This window comes from Burkholderia sp. AU33423 (genome assembly GCF_002223135.1).
Classification (GTDB): Bacteria; Pseudomonadota; Gammaproteobacteria; order Burkholderiales; family Burkholderiaceae; genus Burkholderia; species Burkholderia lata_D.
Genome location: NZ_NKFH01000007.1, coordinates 289,312 through 309,061 on the forward strand (window position 1 = coordinate 289,312; position 19,750 = coordinate 309,061).

General features: G+C 65.0%; 21 protein-coding genes and 2 pseudogenes. 10 read left to right on the plus strand and 13 right to left on the minus strand.

Annotated elements, in window-relative coordinates; genetic code table 11:
• Positions 1-66: 66 nt before the first annotated feature.
• From CFB50_RS19740 to CFB50_RS19755, 4 genes are all read right to left on the minus strand, one after another.
• Positions 67-936 (minus strand): hypothetical protein, encoded by an 870-nt coding sequence (locus CFB50_RS19740; protein WP_069250575.1) that lies wholly within the window; start codon positions 934-936, stop codon positions 67-69.
• A gap of 70 nt (positions 937-1,006) precedes the next feature.
• A complete protein-coding gene (locus tag CFB50_RS19745; protein WP_069250576.1) occupies positions 1,007-1,339 on the minus strand; it encodes a DUF2322 family protein in 333 nt (110 codons plus the stop codon).
• A gap of 278 nt (positions 1,340-1,617) precedes the next feature.
• On the minus strand, positions 1,618-2,514 hold the full coding sequence (locus CFB50_RS19750; protein WP_069252832.1) for an oxidoreductase: 897 nt from the start codon (positions 2,512-2,514) through the stop codon (positions 1,618-1,620).
• Between the two features lie 5 nt (positions 2,515-2,519).
• On the minus strand, positions 2,520-3,731 hold the full coding sequence (locus CFB50_RS19755; protein WP_089446950.1) for an MFS transporter: 1,212 nt from the start codon (positions 3,729-3,731) through the stop codon (positions 2,520-2,522).
• Positions 3,732-3,869: 138 nt separating this feature from the next.
• On the opposite strand from CFB50_RS19755, the gene gcvA reads away from it, so the two are divergent.
• Positions 3,870-4,802, plus strand: coding sequence for a transcriptional regulator GcvA (gene gcvA / locus CFB50_RS19760; RefSeq protein WP_174948406.1), 933 nt, complete (start codon positions 3,870-3,872; stop codon positions 4,800-4,802).
• Positions 4,803-5,096: 294 nt separating this feature from the next.
• On the opposite strand, the gene CFB50_RS19765 is transcribed toward gcvA, so the two are convergent.
• A complete protein-coding gene (locus CFB50_RS19765) occupies positions 5,097-5,798 on the minus strand; it encodes a flavin reductase family protein (protein ID WP_089446951.1) in 702 nt (233 codons plus the stop codon).
• Between the two features lie 229 nt (positions 5,799-6,027).
• On the opposite strand from CFB50_RS19765, the gene CFB50_RS19770 reads away from it, so the two are divergent.
• Both CFB50_RS19770 and CFB50_RS19775 read left to right on the plus strand, forming a co-directional pair.
• Positions 6,028-6,354: a thioredoxin family protein gene (locus CFB50_RS19770; RefSeq protein ID WP_069250579.1), complete on the plus strand. Its 327-nt coding sequence runs from the start codon at positions 6,028-6,030 to the stop codon at positions 6,352-6,354.
• 10 nt (positions 6,355-6,364) lie between these two features.
• Positions 6,365-6,784 (plus strand): secondary thiamine-phosphate synthase enzyme YjbQ, encoded by a 420-nt coding sequence (locus tag CFB50_RS19775; protein WP_069250580.1) that lies wholly within the window; start codon positions 6,365-6,367, stop codon positions 6,782-6,784.
• Positions 6,785-6,818: 34 nt separating this feature from the next.
• On the opposite strand, the gene atsR is transcribed toward CFB50_RS19775, so the two are convergent.
• The 3 genes from atsR to CFB50_RS19790 are packed head-to-tail and all read right to left on the minus strand — an operon-like array spanning position 6,819 to position 10,052.
• Positions 6,819-8,639 (minus strand): hybrid sensor histidine kinase/response regulator AtsR, encoded by a 1,821-nt coding sequence (atsR, locus tag CFB50_RS19780; RefSeq protein WP_069250581.1) that lies wholly within the window; start codon positions 8,637-8,639, stop codon positions 6,819-6,821.
• Positions 8,636-9,139, minus strand: coding sequence for a molybdopterin-dependent oxidoreductase (locus CFB50_RS19785; protein WP_089446952.1), 504 nt, complete (start codon positions 9,137-9,139; stop codon positions 8,636-8,638). Before CFB50_RS19785 ends, atsR begins: the two co-directional genes overlap by 4 nt.
• A gap of 40 nt (positions 9,140-9,179) precedes the next feature.
• Entirely contained in the window at positions 9,180-10,052 is an 873-nt protein-coding gene (locus tag CFB50_RS19790; RefSeq protein WP_069250583.1) for a response regulator, read from the minus strand.
• A 359-nt stretch (positions 10,053-10,411) separates the two neighbouring features.
• On the opposite strand from CFB50_RS19790, the gene CFB50_RS19795 reads away from it, so the two are divergent.
• The 3 genes from CFB50_RS19795 to CFB50_RS19805 all read left to right on the plus strand — a co-directional run bounded on the left by CFB50_RS19795 (position 10,412) and on the right by CFB50_RS19805 (position 13,091).
• Entirely contained in the window at positions 10,412-10,999 is a 588-nt protein-coding gene (locus CFB50_RS19795; protein WP_069250584.1) for a tetratricopeptide repeat protein, read from the plus strand.
• A 120-nt stretch (positions 11,000-11,119) separates the two neighbouring features.
• Positions 11,120-11,947, plus strand: coding sequence for a hypothetical protein (locus CFB50_RS19800; RefSeq protein ID WP_069250585.1), 828 nt, complete (start codon positions 11,120-11,122; stop codon positions 11,945-11,947).
• 115 nt (positions 11,948-12,062) lie between these two features.
• Positions 12,063-13,091, plus strand: a complete 1,029-nt coding sequence (locus tag CFB50_RS19805) for a hypothetical protein (RefSeq protein ID WP_069250586.1) — start codon at positions 12,063-12,065, stop codon at positions 13,089-13,091.
• 173 nt (positions 13,092-13,264) lie between these two features.
• Here the strand turns inward: CFB50_RS19805 and CFB50_RS19810 are convergent, their stop codons facing one another.
• The gene (locus CFB50_RS19810) at positions 13,265-14,281 is read right to left on the minus strand and encodes a 1-aminocyclopropane-1-carboxylate deaminase (protein WP_069250587.1); all 1,017 of its coding nucleotides are present in this window, start codon (positions 14,279-14,281) and stop codon (positions 13,265-13,267) included.
• Positions 14,282-14,478: 197 nt separating this feature from the next.
• Here CFB50_RS19810 and CFB50_RS19815 point away from each other — a divergent pair, with 197 nt between their 5' ends.
• From CFB50_RS19815 to CFB50_RS19825, 3 genes are all read left to right on the plus strand, one after another.
• Positions 14,479-14,979, plus strand: a complete 501-nt coding sequence (locus CFB50_RS19815) for an Lrp/AsnC family transcriptional regulator (protein ID WP_069250588.1) — start codon at positions 14,479-14,481, stop codon at positions 14,977-14,979.
• Between the two features lie 110 nt (positions 14,980-15,089).
• A complete protein-coding gene (gene parS, locus CFB50_RS19820; protein WP_179254204.1) occupies positions 15,090-15,593 on the plus strand; it encodes a type II RES/Xre toxin-antitoxin system antitoxin in 504 nt (167 codons plus the stop codon).
• Positions 15,590-16,063 carry an RES family NAD+ phosphorylase gene (locus CFB50_RS19825; protein WP_069250590.1) on the plus strand — a complete coding sequence of 158 codons (474 nt, stop codon included), beginning with the start codon at positions 15,590-15,592 and terminating at the stop codon, positions 16,061-16,063. The genes parS and CFB50_RS19825 overlap by 4 nt, the downstream gene beginning before the upstream one ends.
• 70 nt (positions 16,064-16,133) lie before the next feature.
• On the opposite strand, the pseudogene CFB50_RS19830 reads toward CFB50_RS19825, so the two are convergent.
• The 4 genes and pseudogenes from CFB50_RS19830 to CFB50_RS39550 all read right to left on the minus strand — a co-directional run.
• Positions 16,134-16,715: pseudogene (locus tag CFB50_RS19830) on the minus strand (transketolase-like TK C-terminal-containing protein); the annotation flags it as partial.
• 10 nt (positions 16,716-16,725) lie between these two features.
• Positions 16,726-17,241: an IS5 family transposase gene (locus tag CFB50_RS40075; RefSeq protein ID WP_256978984.1), complete on the minus strand. Its 516-nt coding sequence runs from the start codon at positions 17,239-17,241 to the stop codon at positions 16,726-16,728.
• Positions 17,133-17,543: a transposase gene (locus tag CFB50_RS40080; protein WP_256978861.1), complete on the minus strand. Its 411-nt coding sequence runs from the start codon at positions 17,541-17,543 to the stop codon at positions 17,133-17,135. The genes CFB50_RS40075 and CFB50_RS40080 overlap by 109 nt, the downstream gene beginning before the upstream one ends.
• Positions 17,544-17,629: 86 nt before the next feature.
• Positions 17,630-17,812 (minus strand): annotated as a pseudogene (locus CFB50_RS39550) (hypothetical protein); the annotation flags it as partial.
• A gap of 159 nt (positions 17,813-17,971) precedes the next feature.
• Between CFB50_RS39550 and poxB the strand changes: the two are divergent.
• Entirely contained in the window at positions 17,972-19,693 is a 1,722-nt protein-coding gene (gene poxB, locus CFB50_RS19845; RefSeq protein ID WP_069250592.1) for a ubiquinone-dependent pyruvate dehydrogenase, read from the plus strand.
• The last annotated feature ends 57 nt before the right edge of the window (positions 19,694-19,750 follow it).

Here is a 19,750-nt window from a genome sequence, read left to right on the forward strand (position 1 = left end):
ACGATGGCCGGACGGTGCGGATCGTATCGCGACGCATGCATTGCGCACGCGCGATCGGCGCACCACTCACTGCTTGCGACATGCCACCTGATAGTCGATCACGGTGTTCGCCGAAGGTTTGTCCGGCTCACCACCGACCGTCGTCACGCCGAGCACGCCGGCCGCATTCCGGTAGCGCAGCGCGCAATACCCCATCCCGGTGCCCGAACACGCTTCGGCTTCGATAATGCCGTGCTTCGCGAGCGTCGCCGCGCCGTCCGTCGCGCCCGGTTTTTCGCGCGGGCGCAGCGGTTGCCAGCCATGCGCGATCAGGATCGTGCGTGCCGCGTCGAGCGGCTTGCCGTACACGTTCGGCACGACCGCGCGGCCGTTGCAGTGCGTGCTTTCGGCGGCGACACGGGTCAGCCGCAGGCCGCCGTTGTCTTCGTGCAGTTCGCCGACCGGCGGCGCCGGGCCGTCGCCGCCCCAGATCAGCAGCGCGCCGCTGTCCAGCCGGTCGGCCGAGCCGAGCTGCCAGCCGGCTTTGCGCGCGGTATAGCCGAGTGCGACGAGCGTCGTGCCGTCGAACACACCGATGTTGCCGTTGCGCGCGAAGCAGATCGCGCTCGTGCCGGCGCTGAAGCCGCTCGAGAACGTGACGACCGTGTAGCGCCCGAGCGGCGCCTCGGACGTCACGATCCAGTCGCGCTTCGCGACTTCGCGGCCGGCTGCGGTGGTCGTCTTCGCGCGATATTGCGTGCAAAACGAATCGAGCGACCCGTTCTCCGGCGAATGCGGCAGCACGCCGCGCGGCACCAACGATGCGCCGGCGATCTCGGAGGCCGTTCGCAGCGGACCGGCCGATGCCGTGCCGCCGAATGCGGTACAGGCAACGGCCGCGATCGCGGCGGCAGTAGCGAAACGGCGGACCAACGGCAGGGCAATGAAACGCGGCACGCGGGCAGTCTCCGGAGCGAGGAATACGGACGCGACGATCGCGGCTTTCCGCGCGCGTGCCGCCGACGACTCAGCCTTTCGCGACGACGTCGATCCGCAGCGCTTCGCCGCCGGCGGCGATCGCCAGCAGGCGATCGACGTTCGGGTGCGCGCCCGGACGGTTGCGTGCGTCGGCCGTATGCTCGGCGAATATCGCGAGGCCGTGCTCGGCGGCGTTCGCGTCGAGCGTGCCGAACGCCTGCTTCAGGTAGTTGTACACCGTGAGCGAGCCCTGCTTGCCCGGCTGGTTCTCGATGGTTGCGACCACGTCGCCGTTCGCGCCGACGAGATCGATGCGCGCGACGCCGTCGATGGCCGGCAGTTGCGCGAGGTTGTCCTTGAATACTTGGGTCGGTTGAATCACTGAAAACACTCCGTCGGTTTGATCATGGGAAGGTGGCCGGCCGTATGTTATCCGATCGGCCACGATGCATTTTTCGACGTAACCGAGCGATTTGCGCTTGGTCCGACCATCCGATTCGTCGACTATCCTGGGAACACCGGCGCCTGCTTGCCGGTTTGCCACACGGCAGCACGAACAGGTTGTGAAGTGACGGATGTCATTGAGGATGATTGTGTTGTCCGCGGTTGCCGGGCGCGGTGACTCCGCGGGCGATTCGATCCGCTCGGGTTTCCTGGTTGCTAGCCTGGCCCATCGCTGGCGGCGGCGAGAAGCGGAACGACCAGATCGCTGATCGGCGTCGGAATGCCGTGAGATCGTCCGTATCGCTGCACGACGCCGTTCCGGCAGTCCCATTCGAGAGGTTGGTTGCCTTGCCGATCGGCAAGAATGGACGTACTCAAATCGGGCGGAAAGCCATGGAATCCGTCGATGATCTCCTGCGGCACTTCATTGCCCAGTTTCGCGCCCTCCGCCCGCGCGACCTCGAGACATTCCCGCAGGTAGGCGAGCGACAGTTCGGTAATGTCGCTTCGCGAGTACATGCCGGCGCGGCGACCGGTCAGCACCATGAGTCCCGCCACCGCGTTCTGCAAAAGCTTTCGCCAGGCGAGGGAGATGAAATCCTCCGCAACCTCCGGCGCGCAGCGCGTGCCGTGCAAAGCCGAGACCACCACGTTGCTCGCCGGCGTATCGGGCAGAGTGAGCCGAGGCTTGCCTCGCAGCCACACCGATGCGCCCGATTCGCGCTGCGCCGGAAACCAGACGACCGATGGCACGACCGTGGCGCCGGCCGCATACGGCGCGAACGCGGCTTGTTGCTCGACGCCGTTTTGCAGCGCGCAGACGACGGTATTCGCATCGCACAGCGCGGAGACCCAGGGTGCCGCGCTCGCCACCTGCGTCGACTTGACTGCAACGAATACGAGATCGACCTTTTCCTTGACTGCTTGCGGGTCGGTCAGTACGGGCCCGGGCACGACGATCTCGCCGCCATCGAAGCGCAATTTCAACTGCTCGTGCGCCGAGCGGCCGCAGATCACCGGCGTGCGTCCGGCTTCATGAAGGGCCGCGGCGACGGTCGTTCCGATTGCGCCCGGGCCGACAAGGCCGACGGTCGGGTAGTCAGACTTCGTCATGGTGTTCATCCTGTTGAGTCATCCGCCAGATGCGGGCGCAGCGCGAGGGCGAGCGGAAAAATCGCGAGGGCGGTCAACGCGGTCGCATACGTGGCGCCATGCACACCGATCCTGTCGCCCAGGAACCCGTAGAGAACAGGCGATAGCGCGCCCGATGCGATCGTCCCCGTGTAGAAAATCGCGAATGCGCGCTCGGTGCGCTCGGGCGCGGACATCTCCGGAACGGTTCCGTACAGCACCGACGACGTGCCGTTGAGCATCATACCCAGAATCGGCAGCAGCACCATGGTCAGTACCAACGGGAGATACATCACCGCGACGATGCACGCGGCCGTACCGCCCTCCGTGAGCAACACCGTACCGGCCACACCCATGCGTGCGCCCAGCCAGCCACACATGAATTTGCCGGCCGCGCCGCCGATGAAAACGAGCGCGAGGGCCGTTCCCAGCAGTTGAGGCGAGACGCCTTTTGCCTTGAGCAGGAAAGGCAGAAAGGTAAGCAGTCCCATGCGTACCGCCGTATCGAGCACGCCGATGGAAAACAGCGTGGGGAATCCGCTTCCGCCGGTGCCACTGCGTCGAGCGGATGCGTGCTCTTTGGCCCCCGGCTTTCCGGCGCCACGCGGCACGGCGGGAAACCAGAGCGCGATGACGGCGGCCACGACGCAGCCCAAACCGGCGACGATCCATAGCGCGTGACGCCACGGCATCAGGGTCACGAGCAGCGTAATGGCGGCCGGCAGCGCGGATTTCCCCAGGTCGCCGGAAAAGTTGTAGACGCTCAGTGGACCTCTCGCGTCGCGTCCGTAGGTGCGGGAGACGGCGCCCGACGCGATCGGATGCTGCGTGCTGGATCCGCCGCCCGAAATCGCCAGCGCCACGCCCAGACCGAACAGGCCACCCGACATGCCCGCGATCGCATAGCCGAGCGCGGCGAGCAGCGTGCCGATTGCGAGGGTCGTGCGGCTGCCCAGGTGTTGCGCGAGACGCCCCGCGGACAACTGCAGCGTCGCCATCGTGCCGGCATAGATGCCGCGCAGGATCGCCAGGGCCGCAAAGTCGAGCCCGAATTCCGACTGCCACACCGGTAGCAACGCGTAGATCATGTCGGTATAGCCATCGTGCATGGCGTGCGCAACGCAGGATAGCCATAGCACACGCCGTCGGGGTGGCGCGGTCTCCTGCATCGCGGGAGGGGAAAAAACCGGCAGGCGCATCGTCGTTCGCTCCGTGCGAGCGGTCAGCGGAAGCCGCTGGTGGTGTCGCTTTCGCGCTCGATAGGGCAATTTTATGGTCGGGGCGGCAGTATTTTCAATTGAGCTAAAATCGCGTCAATGGAGAGAAAAAGTCACGTCATGAGCGGAAACCGGGACGCTGCGAAGCACTGGGGCGAGTTGCCCCCGCTCAACGCGCTGCGCGCTTTCGATGCGGTCGCGCGGCACGGCAGCTTCGCGAGGGCCGCGGTGGAGCTGCATGTCACCCATTGGGCCGTAGGCAAGCAGATCAGGTTGCTGGAGGACTGGTTCGGCCTGCCATTGTTCGACCGTCGTCCGCGCGGTGTCGTGCTGACCGACGAAGGGGCCGCGTTGCTGAATGACGTCAGCCACGCGTTCGAGCGCCTCGGTACCGCGGTGGTGCGGCTGCGCCACGACACGTTCACGCACCGGATATCGGGCGTCGTGCGGGTGAATGTGCCGATGAGCTTTGCGCTTTGCTGGCTGCTGCCGCGGCTCGCCGATTTCCATTCGCGGTACCCCGAAATCGACGTCCGGGTGTCGACGACATCGCGCAAGTTGCGCTATGTCGCCGACGCCTTCGATATCGGTGTGCGTTCCGGTCCCGAGCAAGGTGCGGGCGTCGTATCGCGCCCGTTGATGCCCGACCTGCGCGTGCCGGCCTGCAATCCCGCATTACTGCGCCAGCATCCGATACAGAGCGTGGCCGACCTGCGTCATCATGTCCTGCTGCATTCGGCCACGACGCGCTCTGCCTGGTCGCACTGGTTGCGGGAAGCCGGTGCATCCGACCTGCGGGCCGCGCGCCATGTCGAATTCGATCATGTGAATCTGCAACTCGGCGCGGCCATCGAGGGGCTCGGCGTGGCCCTGGCCTCCCTGCCGCTGATCGGGCGCGATCTCGCCGAGGGGCGCCTCGTGTGCCCGATCGCATCGCCTGTATGGCGTGCCGACGACTACATGCTGGTGACGAACGCCGATCGTGCCGACGATGCCGCAGTGTCCGCGTTCGAGGAATGGATGGAAGGCATGGCGAGCCGAGAGGCTGGATAGGCCCGCAGATCAGACCACGCGGCACAACTTCCAGGTTCACCTGTGAGCAACAGCACCGCATACGCGAGGCTGTACGCATCGATGACCCATGGCAGCGCACCGACACGCGCGCCGAACGCGGTGCCGATCGGTTCGGTCGAGAGATAGCCGATCGCGGTTTTGATCCGCGCGATCGACACCGCGATGCACAGGGCCGGCAGCACGAGGCGGTGCCGGGACGGCCCAGCCGCATCGACACCGCCGGCGAAGGCGCGACGAAGCGCCGGGTTCCCTGGCATCCCCCTGGGCGCTTCGTTACCGGCCGGTGCCGGTCAACACGCCCGCTTCACGCGCACGCTCAATATCCGGGCTGCGATACGCGCGCTCGGGAATCTCGGCGAGCCGCGACGCGTGCACCTGATGCGGCGTGAGGCCGTAGAACTTCTGAAAACTCATGATCAGCGGCGACCACTTGTCCGGATCGATGCGGTCCGGATGCCCGTCCATCAGCAGGTCGGGATGCACGTGCACGCGCTGGATGCGCACCTCGAACACGCGGATGTGGCCACGCACGTCGAGCGTTTCCTCACCGATCCCGTGCGTGGCCGCGACGACCGCTTCCATATGCACCGGGCATTCGAGCGCACGCGGCGGCGCGACGGTTTGCGACACAGCCTCGGTGAGCCCGGCCGTGCCGAATTTGTCGGGTTCGTACACGTAGCCCTTCGCGCGCTTGCCGTCCGGCACCGGGTAGGTGCCCGTCGTGCGTGCGATCCGGTCGACCGCGTGCGCCTGTGCCGATGACGGCAGGTTCAGCGCGCACTCGCCGGTGCGCAGCAGGTTGCGGGTGGTCTGCGAACTGGCGGCGATGCCGATCACGCCGCGCCAGCCGAGCCAGAACGCGGACGAGATCGGCGCGAGATTGGCCGTGCCGTCTTCGTTCAGCGTGCTGACCAGCACGACGGGCGTGCCGAAATAGAGGATGTTCGGTTCGGTGACGCAATGCGGAGCATTCATGATCGGTGCCTTCGTTGAGGGATCAGTCCGCATGCTGATCCCGTCGCGGCGGCACGGCGCTCCGAATCTTGTCGTGTCATTCCGGAAGGTGTGCAGGAACGCCATTTGCGTCGGTCAGGACCGCCCGGCATCGCGCGCGCTTTTCCGCTACAGTAGGAGATCGCAGGCCGCGCCCGCCGCGTCGCACGGGCACGCGCGGCCTAGTTCCGCCAACGCACACGAGGGCCTGATGGATACCGAGCAACGCTACACCGCCAACGCGCCGACGCGCGCGGAAGTCGACGCACTGGGCGGCCCAACCGTCATCGAATTCGGCGCGAACTGGTGCGGGATCTGTGCGGGTGCGCAGCCGGCGATCGCGGCGTCGTTTTCCGCGCATCCCGCCGTGCGGCACCTGAAGATCGAGGACGGCCCGGGCCGTCCGCTCGGCCGCTCGTTCGGCGTGAAGCTGTGGCCCACCCTGGTGTTCCTGCGTGATGGTGTCGAAGTCGCGCGCGTCGTGCGTCCCGCCGACGCGAAGCAGATCGAAGCCGACGGCTTCGCCGCGCTGGCCTGAGGTCACGACGATGCAACAGGCGATCACGCATATCGGCATCGACACGCGCGGCGGCGGCCTCGTCGAATTCACGTCGCAGGTGCGTGCGTTCGTCGACCAGCAGGCCATCAGTACCGGCCTGCTCACCGTGTTCTGTCGCCATACCTCGGCGTCGCTGCTGATCCAGGAGAATGCCGATGCGTCGGTGCAGCGCGACATCGAGCGCTACTTCGCGACGCTCGCGCCCGAGGACGCCACGCGCTACGAGCACGACACCGAAGGCACCGACGACATGCCGGCGCATCTGCGCACGGCGCTCACGCAGGTGCAATTGTCGATCCCGGTCGAGCAGGGGCGCATGGTCCTCGGCACGTGGCAGGGGATTTATCTGTTCGAGCATCGCCGCGCGGCGCACCGCCGGGATATCGTGCTGCACCTGATCGGGGAGTAAGCGGCAACCAGCGGCGCATCGCCGGCGCACCGGCTCAGGCGAGCAGCTTCTCGACGAGCGCGCCGAGTTCGCGCAGGTGGACGGGCTTTGGCAGGAATGCGTCGAATACCTGCTTGTTCTCGCGCAGCGCAGCCGATTCATATGCGCTGACGCCGAGGATCGACGGATGCCGGCCATCGTCGTCGGGTACCGCAACCGTGCGAATGCGCCGCGCGACTTCGAAGCCGCTCAAGTCCGGCAGCTCGAGATCGATCACGACGATGTCGTAACGGCCCGTACCGAAGCGCGCGACGCCTGCCTGCCCGGTGCCGCACAGATCGGCTTCGATGCCGAGTGCCGACAGCATCGCGCCGAGCGTTTCGCGCGCGTTGTCGTCGTCGTCGACCACCAGCGCGCGCCGGTCGCGGTGCTGGGCCGCGTGCGGCAGCGCGAGCGCGTCGCCGGCCGCGTTGCCGGCGGTGTCGATGCCGGGTACTTCGGCCGGCAGCGTCACGACGAACTCGCTGCCTTCGCCCACGACGCTGCGCACGTCCACATGCCCGCGCAGCGTCGTCACGATTTCGCGCACGACGGCGAGCCCCATGCCGATCCCGTCCACATGCAGCCCGACCGCGTCGTTCGCGCGATAGAACGGCTCGAAGATCTTCGACAGGTGCGGCTTCGCGATGCCGGCGCCCGTGTCGCGCACCGCGATCTTCAATTGCGGGCCGGCCGGCGCATCGGCGAGCGTGATCGACACGTCGATCGACCCGCCGAGCGTGTACTTGACCGAGTTCTCGATCAGGTTCGACAGCACCTGGCGCAGCAGCTTGCGATCCGACCGGATCGTGAGATCGTGCGGCTCGACCTGCTGCACGATCGCGATCCGCTTGGCCGCGATCTTCTCGCGCAATGGATCGAGCACCTCGGCGAGCAGCGACGCCATGCCGACGGTTTCCCGTTCGGCGAGGCGCTTCGTCGAGCGCAGCTTGATGTAGTCCGTCAGATCCTTGACGAGCGCCTCGAGCGACAACGCGGAATTCTGCAGCCGCCGGATCGTCTTCAGGTTCGCATCCGACTGCGGGCGCGCGAGCAGGATCTCGACGGATCCGCAGATCGCCTGCAGCGGCGTGCGCAACTCGTGGCTGACCATCCCGAGGAACGCGTTCTTCGCCTCGATCATTTCGAACGCGCGGTCGGACGCCTTGCGTTCCGCGTCGAGCGCCGCGTCCTGCCGCTCGAGCAGGTCGTCACGCGTGCGCATCGTATAGAACAGCAGCAGGAACAGCGCACACAGGATCACGCCGAGCACGATGCCGAGGATCAGGATCGCGCGCTGCTTTTCCTTCAGCTGATGGAACGTGAAATCGCGCTGCGCCATTTCGATCGCGCGGAAATAGTTCGCGAGGCCGTTGACCTTCGGCCAGTACGCATTGACCTCGTCGATCACCTGCTGCGCGCTTTTCGGCGAATCGCTCAGCAACGGCACTTCACGCTTCAGGCGCGTCATGAATTCGCCGAGCGCGTTGATCTCGTTGCGCGCGCGCGGGATGCGCAGCCAGTATTCGGACACTTCCGACGGCCGCTGCAGAAAGCCGAACGACACCGACAGGCTGTCGAGCTGCATCTGCACGTGATTGAAATCGTCGTCCTGGTGCGTCGCGTAGAGGATCAGCTGCCGGTCGAACCGCGTATAGACGTTGCGGTATTGCGCGGCCGTCCAGAACACGCCTTCGCGCGGCCCTTCGAGCACGCCCTCGTTGACCGAGGTGGCGAGGAGGTCCCACAGCAGGAACGCCCACGCGGCGAACCCCATGATCCACAGCGAGCCGAGGACCAGGATGATTTTTCTATTTTTCCATCGCCGGCGTGTCATTTCACCGTCAGGCCGATGATCTGCCACGCGAACTTGGCTTCGCCGAGCGGCGTCTTCAGTTCATCGGGATACTGGTCGCGCGGGTACATGATCCACAGCGGGCCGTAGTTGTCGTTGCCGAGCACCTTGCCGTTCATCGTCCGCGCGAGGATCACGCCGTAACGATCGGCGTCGGACACGGGGATCGTGAACGTGTACTCGTCGATGCAGCGGAACTCGATCTGCGTGCCGTGCGCGCCGACGGTCTTCAGGATGTCGGACAGCCGCGGGCCGGTGAAGGCCGCTTTCGGCGTCCAGCTCGTCGACGTGACGATCGTATGCTGCGGCAGCGCCATCAGCGCCTGCTCGGAAAACACGTACGCCGTCTTGCCCTGCTGGTTGTGCTTGTCGATCTTGCCGTCGACGGTGAACGTAAACGACGAAGCGGCCCAGGTCGCGGCGGCCATGCCGAGCAGGCAGGCCGTCAGCAGGCGCTTGGTCCAGATGGTCGAGATTCGCATGTCTTGCCCTCGGTCGTGCGATGGTGATTTGTCTGTGGTCTCAGTTCGCGGCGGCCGTGGCCGGCAGCGTGATCTTCAGTTCGCGCGCCACTTCGGCGAACAGGATCGGCAGGCGCACCGGCTTTTCCTCGCAGCGTGCGTTGTAGTGCGACACGATGTGCGCGATTTCGTCCTCGCTGGCTTCGCCGGTCGAGATCTTGCCGGTCAGCAGGAAGATCGGCGCGCCGCTGTTCTCGCTCGAACGGATGCCGCGCACGAGTTCGGCGGCGGTCTGGTCGCCGAGCATCCAGTCGAGGATGTAGCCGTCGAAATCCTCGACTTCCAGTGCCTTGCGGAACGCCGCGCCGTCGAAGTACGGGATCGCGTTCACGCCTTTTTCGATGAAATATTCACATACCGTTTCGGCGACGTCCTGCGAATCGTCGACCACGGCGATGCGCGCCGCATACACGTTCGGCTGGGTCGAGCGCAGCTCGATGACGTCGACCGGATACGTGCGGCCCTCGCGCGCGTGCTGACGCTCGGTGATGAGCCACTCGCCCTGCCACTGCAGCGCGACGAAATCCGTCTCGCTCTGGCTGCTGGCCTTGGTCGAGATCGCGGCGCGGCAGCGAAAGCGCCGCGACTCGATCACGAGCGTCGCGTCGATCATCTCGGCGGCGGCCGGCTGCGTGCCCTTGTCGTCGAGCAGGATCGCGGGCGGCACGCCGAAGTGGGTCGCGATGTCCTGCAATTGCGACAGGTTCCACGGGATCAGGCCTTTCATCTTGCGCGTAACGACCGAGAAGCTCAGGCCGAGCACGTTCGCGATCGTCGTGTTGTGACTTCGCGGCGGAATGCCGTTCCGGTTCAGTAGGTCGCGCACCTTGTTGGCGGTGATCAGATCGACGTTGGCCTGCTCGCTGTTGGGCATCTCGATGGGGTCTCCAAGGGGTTTTGGCGAGGGTGAGCATATCAAAACTGACGTGTCATGCAAGCTTTGAAAAAGCGAATGACCTTGACATGCCTTTTTTCTTCATTATTATTGCTCACCACGTCACTATTGTTTGTCGCGTCATGTTTGGAGATCACCGACGGCCACAGTCGGACCGGCGAAAAGCGACAGCAATGAAGCAGTGACGGAACGATTCGAAGAGAGAACCTGAGAGAGCCTTGGACTGCGTGTCGGCGTCGGCGGATTGTATCCGTTGCGCCGCACGCCACCGGGTGCGAGCTCGCGGGGGTGGATAGCTCGAAGAATTGCGGCGCCAATAAAACCTGAGGAAAGTAACAATGTACCGCCGTTTGATCGCACCGGGGCTGCTGTTGCTACTGGCCGCGTGCGCGCAGGATCCGTCCCTCACAAGCAACACGGTGCGGATCTGCGACGACACAGGTTGTTCCGACCGTCCTAAAGATCAGGTGTCCTATCAAAAAAGGGACGATTCGGAGGACCAGGAAAGCCCGCGCATCGCCGCGTTGAAGCAGACCGCGAAGACCCAGCCGAAGGCCGCCTACGACCTCGGCCTGCGTTATTTCCGCGGCGACGGCGTGCGCCAGGACAGCTACCAGGCACTCAAGTGGATGCGCGAGTCCGCCGAGCGTGGCGACCTGCAGGCGCAGAAGGCGCTCGGCAGTTTCTACCTGTTCGGCCTCGAGGAAATGGGCTCCGACGCACGCGAGGCGGAGAAATGGCTGTCGATCGCGGCCGGGCGCGGCGACAAGGAGTCGAAGAAGCTGCTCGACCTGGCGCGCAAGGCCAAGAAGGAAGACGAAGAAGACTGGAAATGGCGCACGGAATGGCGTGACCGCTATTACGGCTACTGGTACTCGGGCTATCCGTACTACGGCGTCTGGCAGCAGACGTACTGGTACTACTGACCGGGCCTGAAGCAACGGGGGCAGCAGCGGGGAGACCACCATCGCGCGCCAGCCGGGGGGCTTATCGAAGTTCGCACGAACACATAAGCCGAACAACGACTCTAATCGATCGACAACGACATGAAGACCATCCTTTCCCAACGTCTCACTCAAGGTGCGCTGGTGGCAGCGCTTTGCGCGTCCGTCGCAGGCTGCGGCGGCGTGGTGACGCCCGGCGGCCAGAACGCCGGCGTGACGGGCGCGGCGGCCGGCGGCGCGAGCGCCGGCGCCGATTCGCAGCTGCAGCGCTGCGCGTCGCCGCTGGGCACGATCGCGGTCGACGACGGGCGTAACGCCGACTGGTGGGGCCCGTTCGGCAGTGCGACCAAGGTGACGAGCATCGACCCGCTGCTGCGCCTGGCGGTGCAGCAGTCGAACTGCTTCGTGATCACGTCGATCGGCAACCAGAAGAGCGACGCGCGCCTGTCGCGCATCACGCAGTTGCAGCGCAACTCGGGCGAATACCGAGCGGGCTCGAAGCAGCAGAAGGGCCAGCGTGTCGCGGCCGACTATTACATGGAACCGCAGATCGTCATCAACGATTCGCCGATCGGCGGGATCGGCAGCATGATCGGCGGGCTGATCGGCAACAGCGCGGTGGCCGCGGTGGCGGGCCATCTGCAGACAAAGGCGTCGGTCGTGACGCTGACGCTGTTCGACGTGCGCTCGGCGGTGCAGATCGCGGCGTCGGAAGGCAGCTCGACGGCGACGAACTACGGCGCGGCGCTGGGTGGCTTCGGCGGCGGCGTAGGTGGCGGGCTCGCCGGTTTCTCGACGACGCCGGAAGGCAAGGCGACGGTCGTTGCGTTCATCGATGCGTGGAACAAGATGGTCGTCGCACTGCGCAGCTACAAGGCGCAGGACGTCAAGGGCGGCCTCGGCCGCGGTGGCCAGCTCCAGGTCAACTGACGTTCCCGGGCCGGCGGTGCGCCGCCGGCCGATTCCCGATTCCTGACCCTCCGTGCGCGCGGTGTGATCCGCGCGTACCGGTTTCGTTCATCCTTTCTGCATCGAGGTGATCCCGATGAAAGCCGTTGCTCTGATTGCATTGACCTGTCTGGCGTTGACCGCTTGCGGCGGCGACGATTCCTCGCCCGCGGCGTCCGGCGGATCGGGTTCGAGCAACAATGGCGGCGCCGGCGGCACGGGTTCGGGCGGGGCGGGAAGCGGCGGCAATGGCGGTTCGGGTGGTTCCGGCGGCTCGGGCGGCTCGGGTGGCGGCACGCTGACATGGCGCTACGAGGCGCAGCCTGTCGCGGCCGACAAGGCGAGCTTCCTGACGCTGGTCAACAGCGAAGGCGCGAAGGGCTACCGTTATCTGGGCGACTACTACTACAGCTCGAGCAACGGCGGGACGCAATCGATCTTCGTGAACGATGGCACCGCGCAGACCTACACGTACCAGCTGCAGAACGCCCCGGCCGACATGACGTCCTTCGTCAACACGGCCAACGCGCAAGGGTCGAGCGGCTACCGCTACGAAGGGCCGCTCACGTACGGCGATCTCTATCGCAAGGATGGCGGCTCGTCGGCCACGTACACGTACACGACGACGGGCTTGCCGGCCGACGCGAATGCGTTCCTCACCCAGGCGAACGGCCAGGGCCAGTCGGGCTACTGGTTTCTGGGGCCGATCGCGGTGGCATCGGTGCAGGCGAACATCTACATGAAGAACAACGCGTCGAGCGCGACCTATACGTACGACGCGCTGGCACCGACGTCGACCGTCGGCGACTTCATCGCGCAGGCCAACAGCGAAGGGGCGAAGGGGTATCGCGCGAAGGGCGCGATGGCGTTCGGCACGGCGATCTCGTGGGTCTACGTGAAGGACCAGACGCAGTCGCCGACCTTCACGTACCAGTCGGCCGCGATCCAGTCGACCGGCGCGAGCTTCGTCCAGCAGTCGAACACGTTCGGCGCGCAGGGCAGTGCGTATCTGAGCGACATGGCGCTCGGCACCACGCCGCCGCTCGCGATGGCGTCGTTCTATTTCACGCCGAAGAACTGCACGGGTTTCCTGTGCACGACACTGAATCCGCTTACGCAGAACTGAGCGAATCAGGCGGCTGCGTCGCGCGGCCGCTTTCCTGTCTTTTCCGCAGCGGGGTGGGCACCGGTAAGACGGTGACCGCCCCGCTTGCTTTCGTTCGTCACCAATCGGACGATCCCTGCGATCAAGGTGCCGGCACGCGACCCTCGGCGCGACGGCGTTTCATCTCGATTTCGTCAACCGTTCCGGAAAATCTCGCTATACGCGCTCAACGCCGGCACGCCGCCGAGATGCGCATATAGCACCTTCGACCCAGGCTCGATTTCGCCGAGCCGTACCTTGTCGATCATCCCGTGCATCGACTTCCCTTCATAGACCGGGTCGGTCAGCATACCTTCGAGCCGCGCGCACAGGCGAATCGCTTCGAGCGTGCCGTCGTTCGGCAGTCCGTATTCGGGGCCGGCGTAGCGCGTGTCGAGCACCACGTCCGCTTCGGTGATCGGCCTGCCGAGATCGACGAGTTCGGCGGTGTGCCGTGCGATGCGCGTGATCTGTTCGTGCGTGCGCTCGGGCGTGGCCGACGCGTCGATCCCGATCACGCGGTCGGCGCGCCCGTCGGCCGCGAAGCCGACGACCATCCCCGCCTGCGTGCTGCCCGTGACCGAGCATACGACGATGTAGTCGAACTTGAAGCCGAGTTGGGCCTCCTGCGCACGCACTTCTTCCGCGAAACCGACGAAGCCGAGCCCGCCGAGCGGGTGCTCCGAGCAGCCGGCCGGAATCGGGTAAGGCTTGCCGCCCGCCTGCCGCACACTCTCCATCGCTTCTTCCCAACTGCGGCGAATGCCGATGTCGAAGCCGTCGGACACGAGCCGCACGTCCGCGGCCATCATGCGCGACAGCTGGATGTTGCCGACGCGGTCGTACACCGGATCTTCGTAGTTGACCCAATGCTCCTGCACGAGCACGCATTTCATCCCGAGATGCGCGGCGACGGCCGCGACCTGGCGCGTCTGGTTCGACTGCACGCCGCCGATCGACACGAGCGTGTCGGCGCCTTGCGCGAGTGCGTCGGGGACGAGGTATTCGAGCTTGCGCGTCTTGTTGCCGCCGAACGCAAGGCCGCTGTTGCAATCCTCTCGCTTCGCATACAGCTCGACCTTGCCGCCGAGGTGCTCACTCAGGCGCTTGAGCGGCTGGATCGGCGTCGGGCCGAACGTGAGCGGATAACGGGGGAAACGTTGCAGGTTCATCGGCGGGCTCCGGAAGGCAGTGGACGGGGCGGGAAATCGGATCGTTCGGGCGCGGCCGGCAGGCCGTGTTCCGACGAGAAAAATGATAGGCAGAAGCACGAGAAATGAGCTTGCGAAATAAATTGCAGCGGCCTACGTTATCGACGATACGGAAACGCCTTAAACAATTTTGATTCGTTGAGCAGGAGGATGACGCAATGAAATTAGATCGAGGCAGCGCATCGCCGGCCGACGCCGCACCGGCGCTCGATCGCATCGACCGCGCGATCCTGCGGCAACTGCAGCAGGACGCGTCGATCTCCAACGTGAGCCTCGCGGCGAAGGTGAAGCTGAGTGCGCCGGCGTGTCTGCGGCGCGTCGAGCGGCTGAAGGAAATGGGGCTGATCCGCGGCATCGTTGCGTTGCTCGACCCGAAGCCGCTCGGAGCGGGGATGCTGGTCGTGATCGGCTTCGTGCTGGATCGCTCGACACCCGAAGCCTTCGCCGCGTTCGAGAAGGCCGCGCAGAAAGTGTCGGGGTGCGTCGAGTGTCACGTCGTGACCGGCGAATTCGACTACTTCATGCTGGTGCGCACGCGAGACAACGACAGCTTCAACCGGCTGCACGCCGAGCAGCTGCTTTACCTACCAGGCGTGCGGCAGGTACGCTCGTTCATGGTACTCAAGGAGATCCTGTCGACACATGCACTCCCGCTATAGCGAGAAGTACCGTCGATTCCAGTTGGTCACACCCATGCCGTTTGGTCGATTGAAAATTCCCGATTGGTTGTATATAATGGGAGTTCAAATTATCCCATTCGGGAGTCGCGATGACAGCAAGCACACCTGCAGCCCGTCAGTTGGCCAAGCGCGCTGGTGCGCCCCGCGCGACGGCGTCGGCGGGCAACTTGAAAGGTTTGGGCGCTGGCAAGGGCGATTTCGACACCTTTCGTCAAATGGCACCAATGTCGCAGCGGCGTGCGATCGCGGATGGTTTCGATGCGATTATCATCGAGCGCGTTGCACGTGAGTTACTCGGTGTGCCGGTTCAGTCCCTCTTGAGCGCGCTGAGCCTTCCCAGCTCGACCATTTTGCGAAAGATTGCCAAACACGATCGGTTGTCACAAAACGAGTCTGATCGCGTTGCGCGCGTGCTCTATATATTGAATCTCGCTATCGATCTGTTTGAAGACAGCGAGCGCGCGGCGGCGTGGATGAGTCGGGTGAACGCAGAGCTCGACGGTTTGAAGCCGATTGAAGTTCTTGACGTACAGCCCGGCTATGACCGGGTGCGCGACATTCTGAGCCGCGCCCAATTCGGGGTCACCGCGTGAGGCTGTATCGTCTCGCGAAAGAACGGAAGGGGCGTTATCTGGCTGATGACTTGAGCGGGAACGGCGCGTCGATCGCGGGTGGGCGCTGGAATCCTCGCGGCATGCGTGTGCTGTATACCTGTTGCCACGCGTCGACGTCATTGCTCGAGGCGCTCGTCCATATGTCCGGCTTGCTTCCCGCCGGTGGATTTTTTCTAGTGACCCTGGAAGTACCCGATGCCATCCATGACAACGCGTACCAGCCGGAGCTGCCGGACGATTGGGCGGTACTGTCTCGGGATCCAGATTCGACGACTCGGATCGGGCAGCGCTGGCTTGAAGCAGGCGAGCACTTGGCGATGCGGGTGCCGTCCGTCGTTTGCCCAACCGACTTCAACTTGTTACTGAACCCGATGCATGCGGATTTTACTTCGAGTGTGAAAGTGATCAGTAAACAAGAGTTCGCGCTTGATCCTCGCCTCTTCGGTTAGTCTGCCGTATTGTTTTTGATCGACGAATCGCCGGCAACTGTTGCGCGCTCGTGTCGCTCGATCAGCGCTGTCACGGCGCGCCGGGCTGCTGCATGATCTTGCCGAGCCGTTCGCGGACAGTGCGGACGATGGCTGCATTGATTTCGCCTTCATCGGTCAGCGCCTTCAGCGCGGCGAGCACGATACTCGCGCGATCGACCTCGAAGAACGCGCGCAGCGCTTCGCGCGTGTCGCTGTGCCCGATCCCGTCGGTGTCGAGCGTCACGTAGCGGCGCGACACGTACGCACGGATCAGCTCGGGCACAGCATGCACGTAGTCGATCACGTAGCGGCGCGACACGTACGCACGGATCAGCTCGGGCACAGCATGCACGTAGTCGGTCGCGGCGATCACTGAGCCTTGCGTTGCATCGAGCATTCGCATGACATAGGGCTCGTCCGTCGTCGCACCGAGCCGCGACAGCCGCTCGGCTGCCATCCTGTCGCGCTGCAATTCACTGAAACTCGTCCCGCTCCAAAAGGCCGCATCGATACCCCAGTCGTCTTTCGGCATCCGCTGCGTGGCGAGCACTTCGCCGAGGATTGCGCCCGCGCCGAGCAATTGCGCACGCGCCGTTGCGTTAGAACCGAACGGCAGTCGATATATGCCCTTAGAGGCCAGTTCAAAAACCTTGCTCAGCTCGCCTGAAGACGTTCCAGCAGACGAGCGAGCAGCCAAGTTTCAAGAATGCTTCGTGAATGTCGGCACGTCGCTCGAAGCGCGTGCGTAGACGACGGAAATTATGGAGCCAGGAGTGCGTACGCTCGACCACCCAACGATACTTGCCGAGCCCGCTGCCGTGTTCGGTCCGGCGCTTCGCGATCACGGGCCTGATGCCGCGCTCACGCAGCGCACGTCGGTGTCGTGTGGAATCGTAGCCGCGATCGGCGTAGACGACGCCGGGCTTCTGAAGTGGTCGGCCACGGACACCGCGAATCGGCGGAATTGCATCAACGAGCGGCAGCAACTGCGTGACGTCGTTGGCGTTCGCGCCGGTCAGGATCGCGACGACGGGAACGCCGTTGGCGTCTACGAGGATGTGGTGCTTGGAACCGGGTCGCGCACGATCCGTGGGGTTCGGGCCAGTTTTTCGCCCGCCCCAACGGCGCGCACGGACGACGAATCGACCGCAGCGTATGACAGATCGATCTGGCCGGCCGCACGCAACTTGTCGAGCAGCAACTCGTGCAGTTGGTCCCATACACCAGCCTTTTGCCAGTCGTTCAATCGCCGCCAGCAAGTTGCGCCCGAGCCGAAGCCCAGCCGAGTCGGCAAGTGGTTCCAGCGGATTCCCGTTTTGAACACGAACAGGATGCCGTTGAGCGCCGCACGATCGCAAACGCGCGGACGACCAGGATCGCTCTTCGCACGAGGCTTCGCGGGCGGCAGCAATGGTTCGATCAGTATCCACAGTTCGTCGTCAATGATCGGCGCTTCCATCCTTGGGCTTCCGTTGTTCTGGTGCCCAAGGTTAACAGCTCGCCGAGGAAGTAAACAGCCCCCTCACGGGGTTTTTGAACTGACCTCTTAGGGATGCCGTCGCGTCGCGCGGCCGCATCGTCGTCGGGCATCGACGGCTGTGCGTAGTTTTCATTCGTGACGGTTACGTAATAGAACACGTCACGCTGCTGCTCGTCCATCTCGCGCATGCCCGAGTCGATGATCGTCGCGACTTCGTAGGCGAATGCCGGATCGTATGCGCGACAGTTGCCCGACGCCGTCGAAAGGGACCGAACGACACGCGCGCAAGCGCGTCGCACCTTCACGACACGGCACGAAACGATCGCGTATGCTCGTCCGTTCGGTGGCGAAGGCGGGCATCGCAGCCGATTCATTCGTGTGACGACCCATCAACGAGCGAGGACAGCATGGCAAAACAGACGATGGCGGAATATCTGGCGAAGACGCTGGCGGCAGCGGGCGTCGAGCGCATCTGGGGCGTGACGGGCGACAGCCTGAACGGCCTGTCGTTCAGCCTGAGCCAGATCGGCTCGATCCGCTGGATGCATACGCGGCACGAGGAAAGCGCCGCGTTCGCGGCCGGCGCGGATGCCGCGTCGACCGGTCGGCTCGCGGTGTGCGCGGGCAGCTGCGGCCCCGGCAACCTGCACCTGATCAACGGCCTCTACGACTGCCACCGCAATCACCAGCCGGTGCTCGCGATCGCCGCGCACATTCCGTCGACCGAGATCGGCCTCGGCTACTTCCAGGAAACCCATCCGCAGGAGCTGTTCCGCGAATGCAGCCACTTCGCGGAACTCGTGACGAACGCATCACAGTTCCCGCGCGTGCTCGCGCGCGCGATGCGCACCGCGATCGATGAGCGCGGCGTCGCGGTGATCGTGCTGCCGGGCGACATCGCGCTCGGCGACGGCCCGGAAGAGGCGCCGGCGTGGAGCGAAGCGGCGCCACCGTCAATCCTGCCGGCTGACGCGGATCTCGACCGGCTCGCGGCGCTGCTCAATGCGTCCGACGCGGTCACGCTGCTGTGCGGCAGCGGCACGCAAGGCGCGCACGATGAAGTGGTCGCGCTGGCCGACACGCTCGGCGCGCCGGTCGTGCATGCGCTGCGCGGCAAGCAGTTCGTCGAATGGGACAACCCGTTCGATGTCGGGATGACGGGGCTGATCGGCTTCAGCTCGGGCTATCACGCGATGGAATCGTGCGACACGCTGCTGATGCTCGGCACGGATTTCCCGTACCGGCCGTTCTATCCGTCGAACGCGCAGATCGCGCAAATCGACTGGAAGGGCTCGCAGCTCGGCCATCGCGCGCCGCTCGCGCTCGGCCTCGTCGGCACCGTGAAGGAAACGATTGCGGCGTTGCTGCCGCGCCTCACGCGCAAGACGCAGCGGCGCTTCCTCGAAAATGCACTGAAGCACTATGCGGCGGCGCGCAAGGGGCTCGACGATCTAGCGGTGGCCGAGCCGCCGGGCCGCGCGATCCATCCGCAGTACCTGACGAAGATCGTCGACGAAGTCGCGGCGGAAGACGCGATCTTCACGGCCGACGTCGGCACGCCGACGCTATGGGCCGCGCGCTACCTGACGATGAACGGCAAGCGCCAGCTGCACGGCTCGTTCAATCATGGGTCGATGGCGAACGCGATGCCGCAGGCGCTCGGCGCGCAGGGCGCGCATCCGGGGCGGCAGGTGGTGTCGCTGTCCGGTGACGGCGGGCTGTCGATGCTGCTCGGCGATTTGCTGACCGCGCGACAGCTCAAGCTGCCGATCAAGATCGTCGTGTACAACAACAGCCTGCTCGGCTTCGTGTCGATGGAGCTGAAGGCGGCCGGCTATCTCGACACGAACGTCGACCTGAGCCCGACCGACTTCGCGGCGATCGCGAAGGGCGCGGGCATCTTCAGCGTGCGCGTCGAGCATTCGGAGAACGTCGAAGAAGCGCTGCGCATGGCGTTCGCGCATGACGGGCCGGCGGTCGTCGACGTCGTCACGTCGAAGTACGAGCTCGCGATGCCGCCGAAGATCGAACTCGCGCATGCGAAGGGCTTCAGCCTGTTCATGCTGCGCGCGATCCTCAGCGGACGCGGCGACGAGATCGTCGAACTCGCGAGAACCAACCTGCGGTAATGCGGTGCCGCGCGCGATGCTTCGGGCAGCGCGCGCGGCGTAACGCATCGACGAACG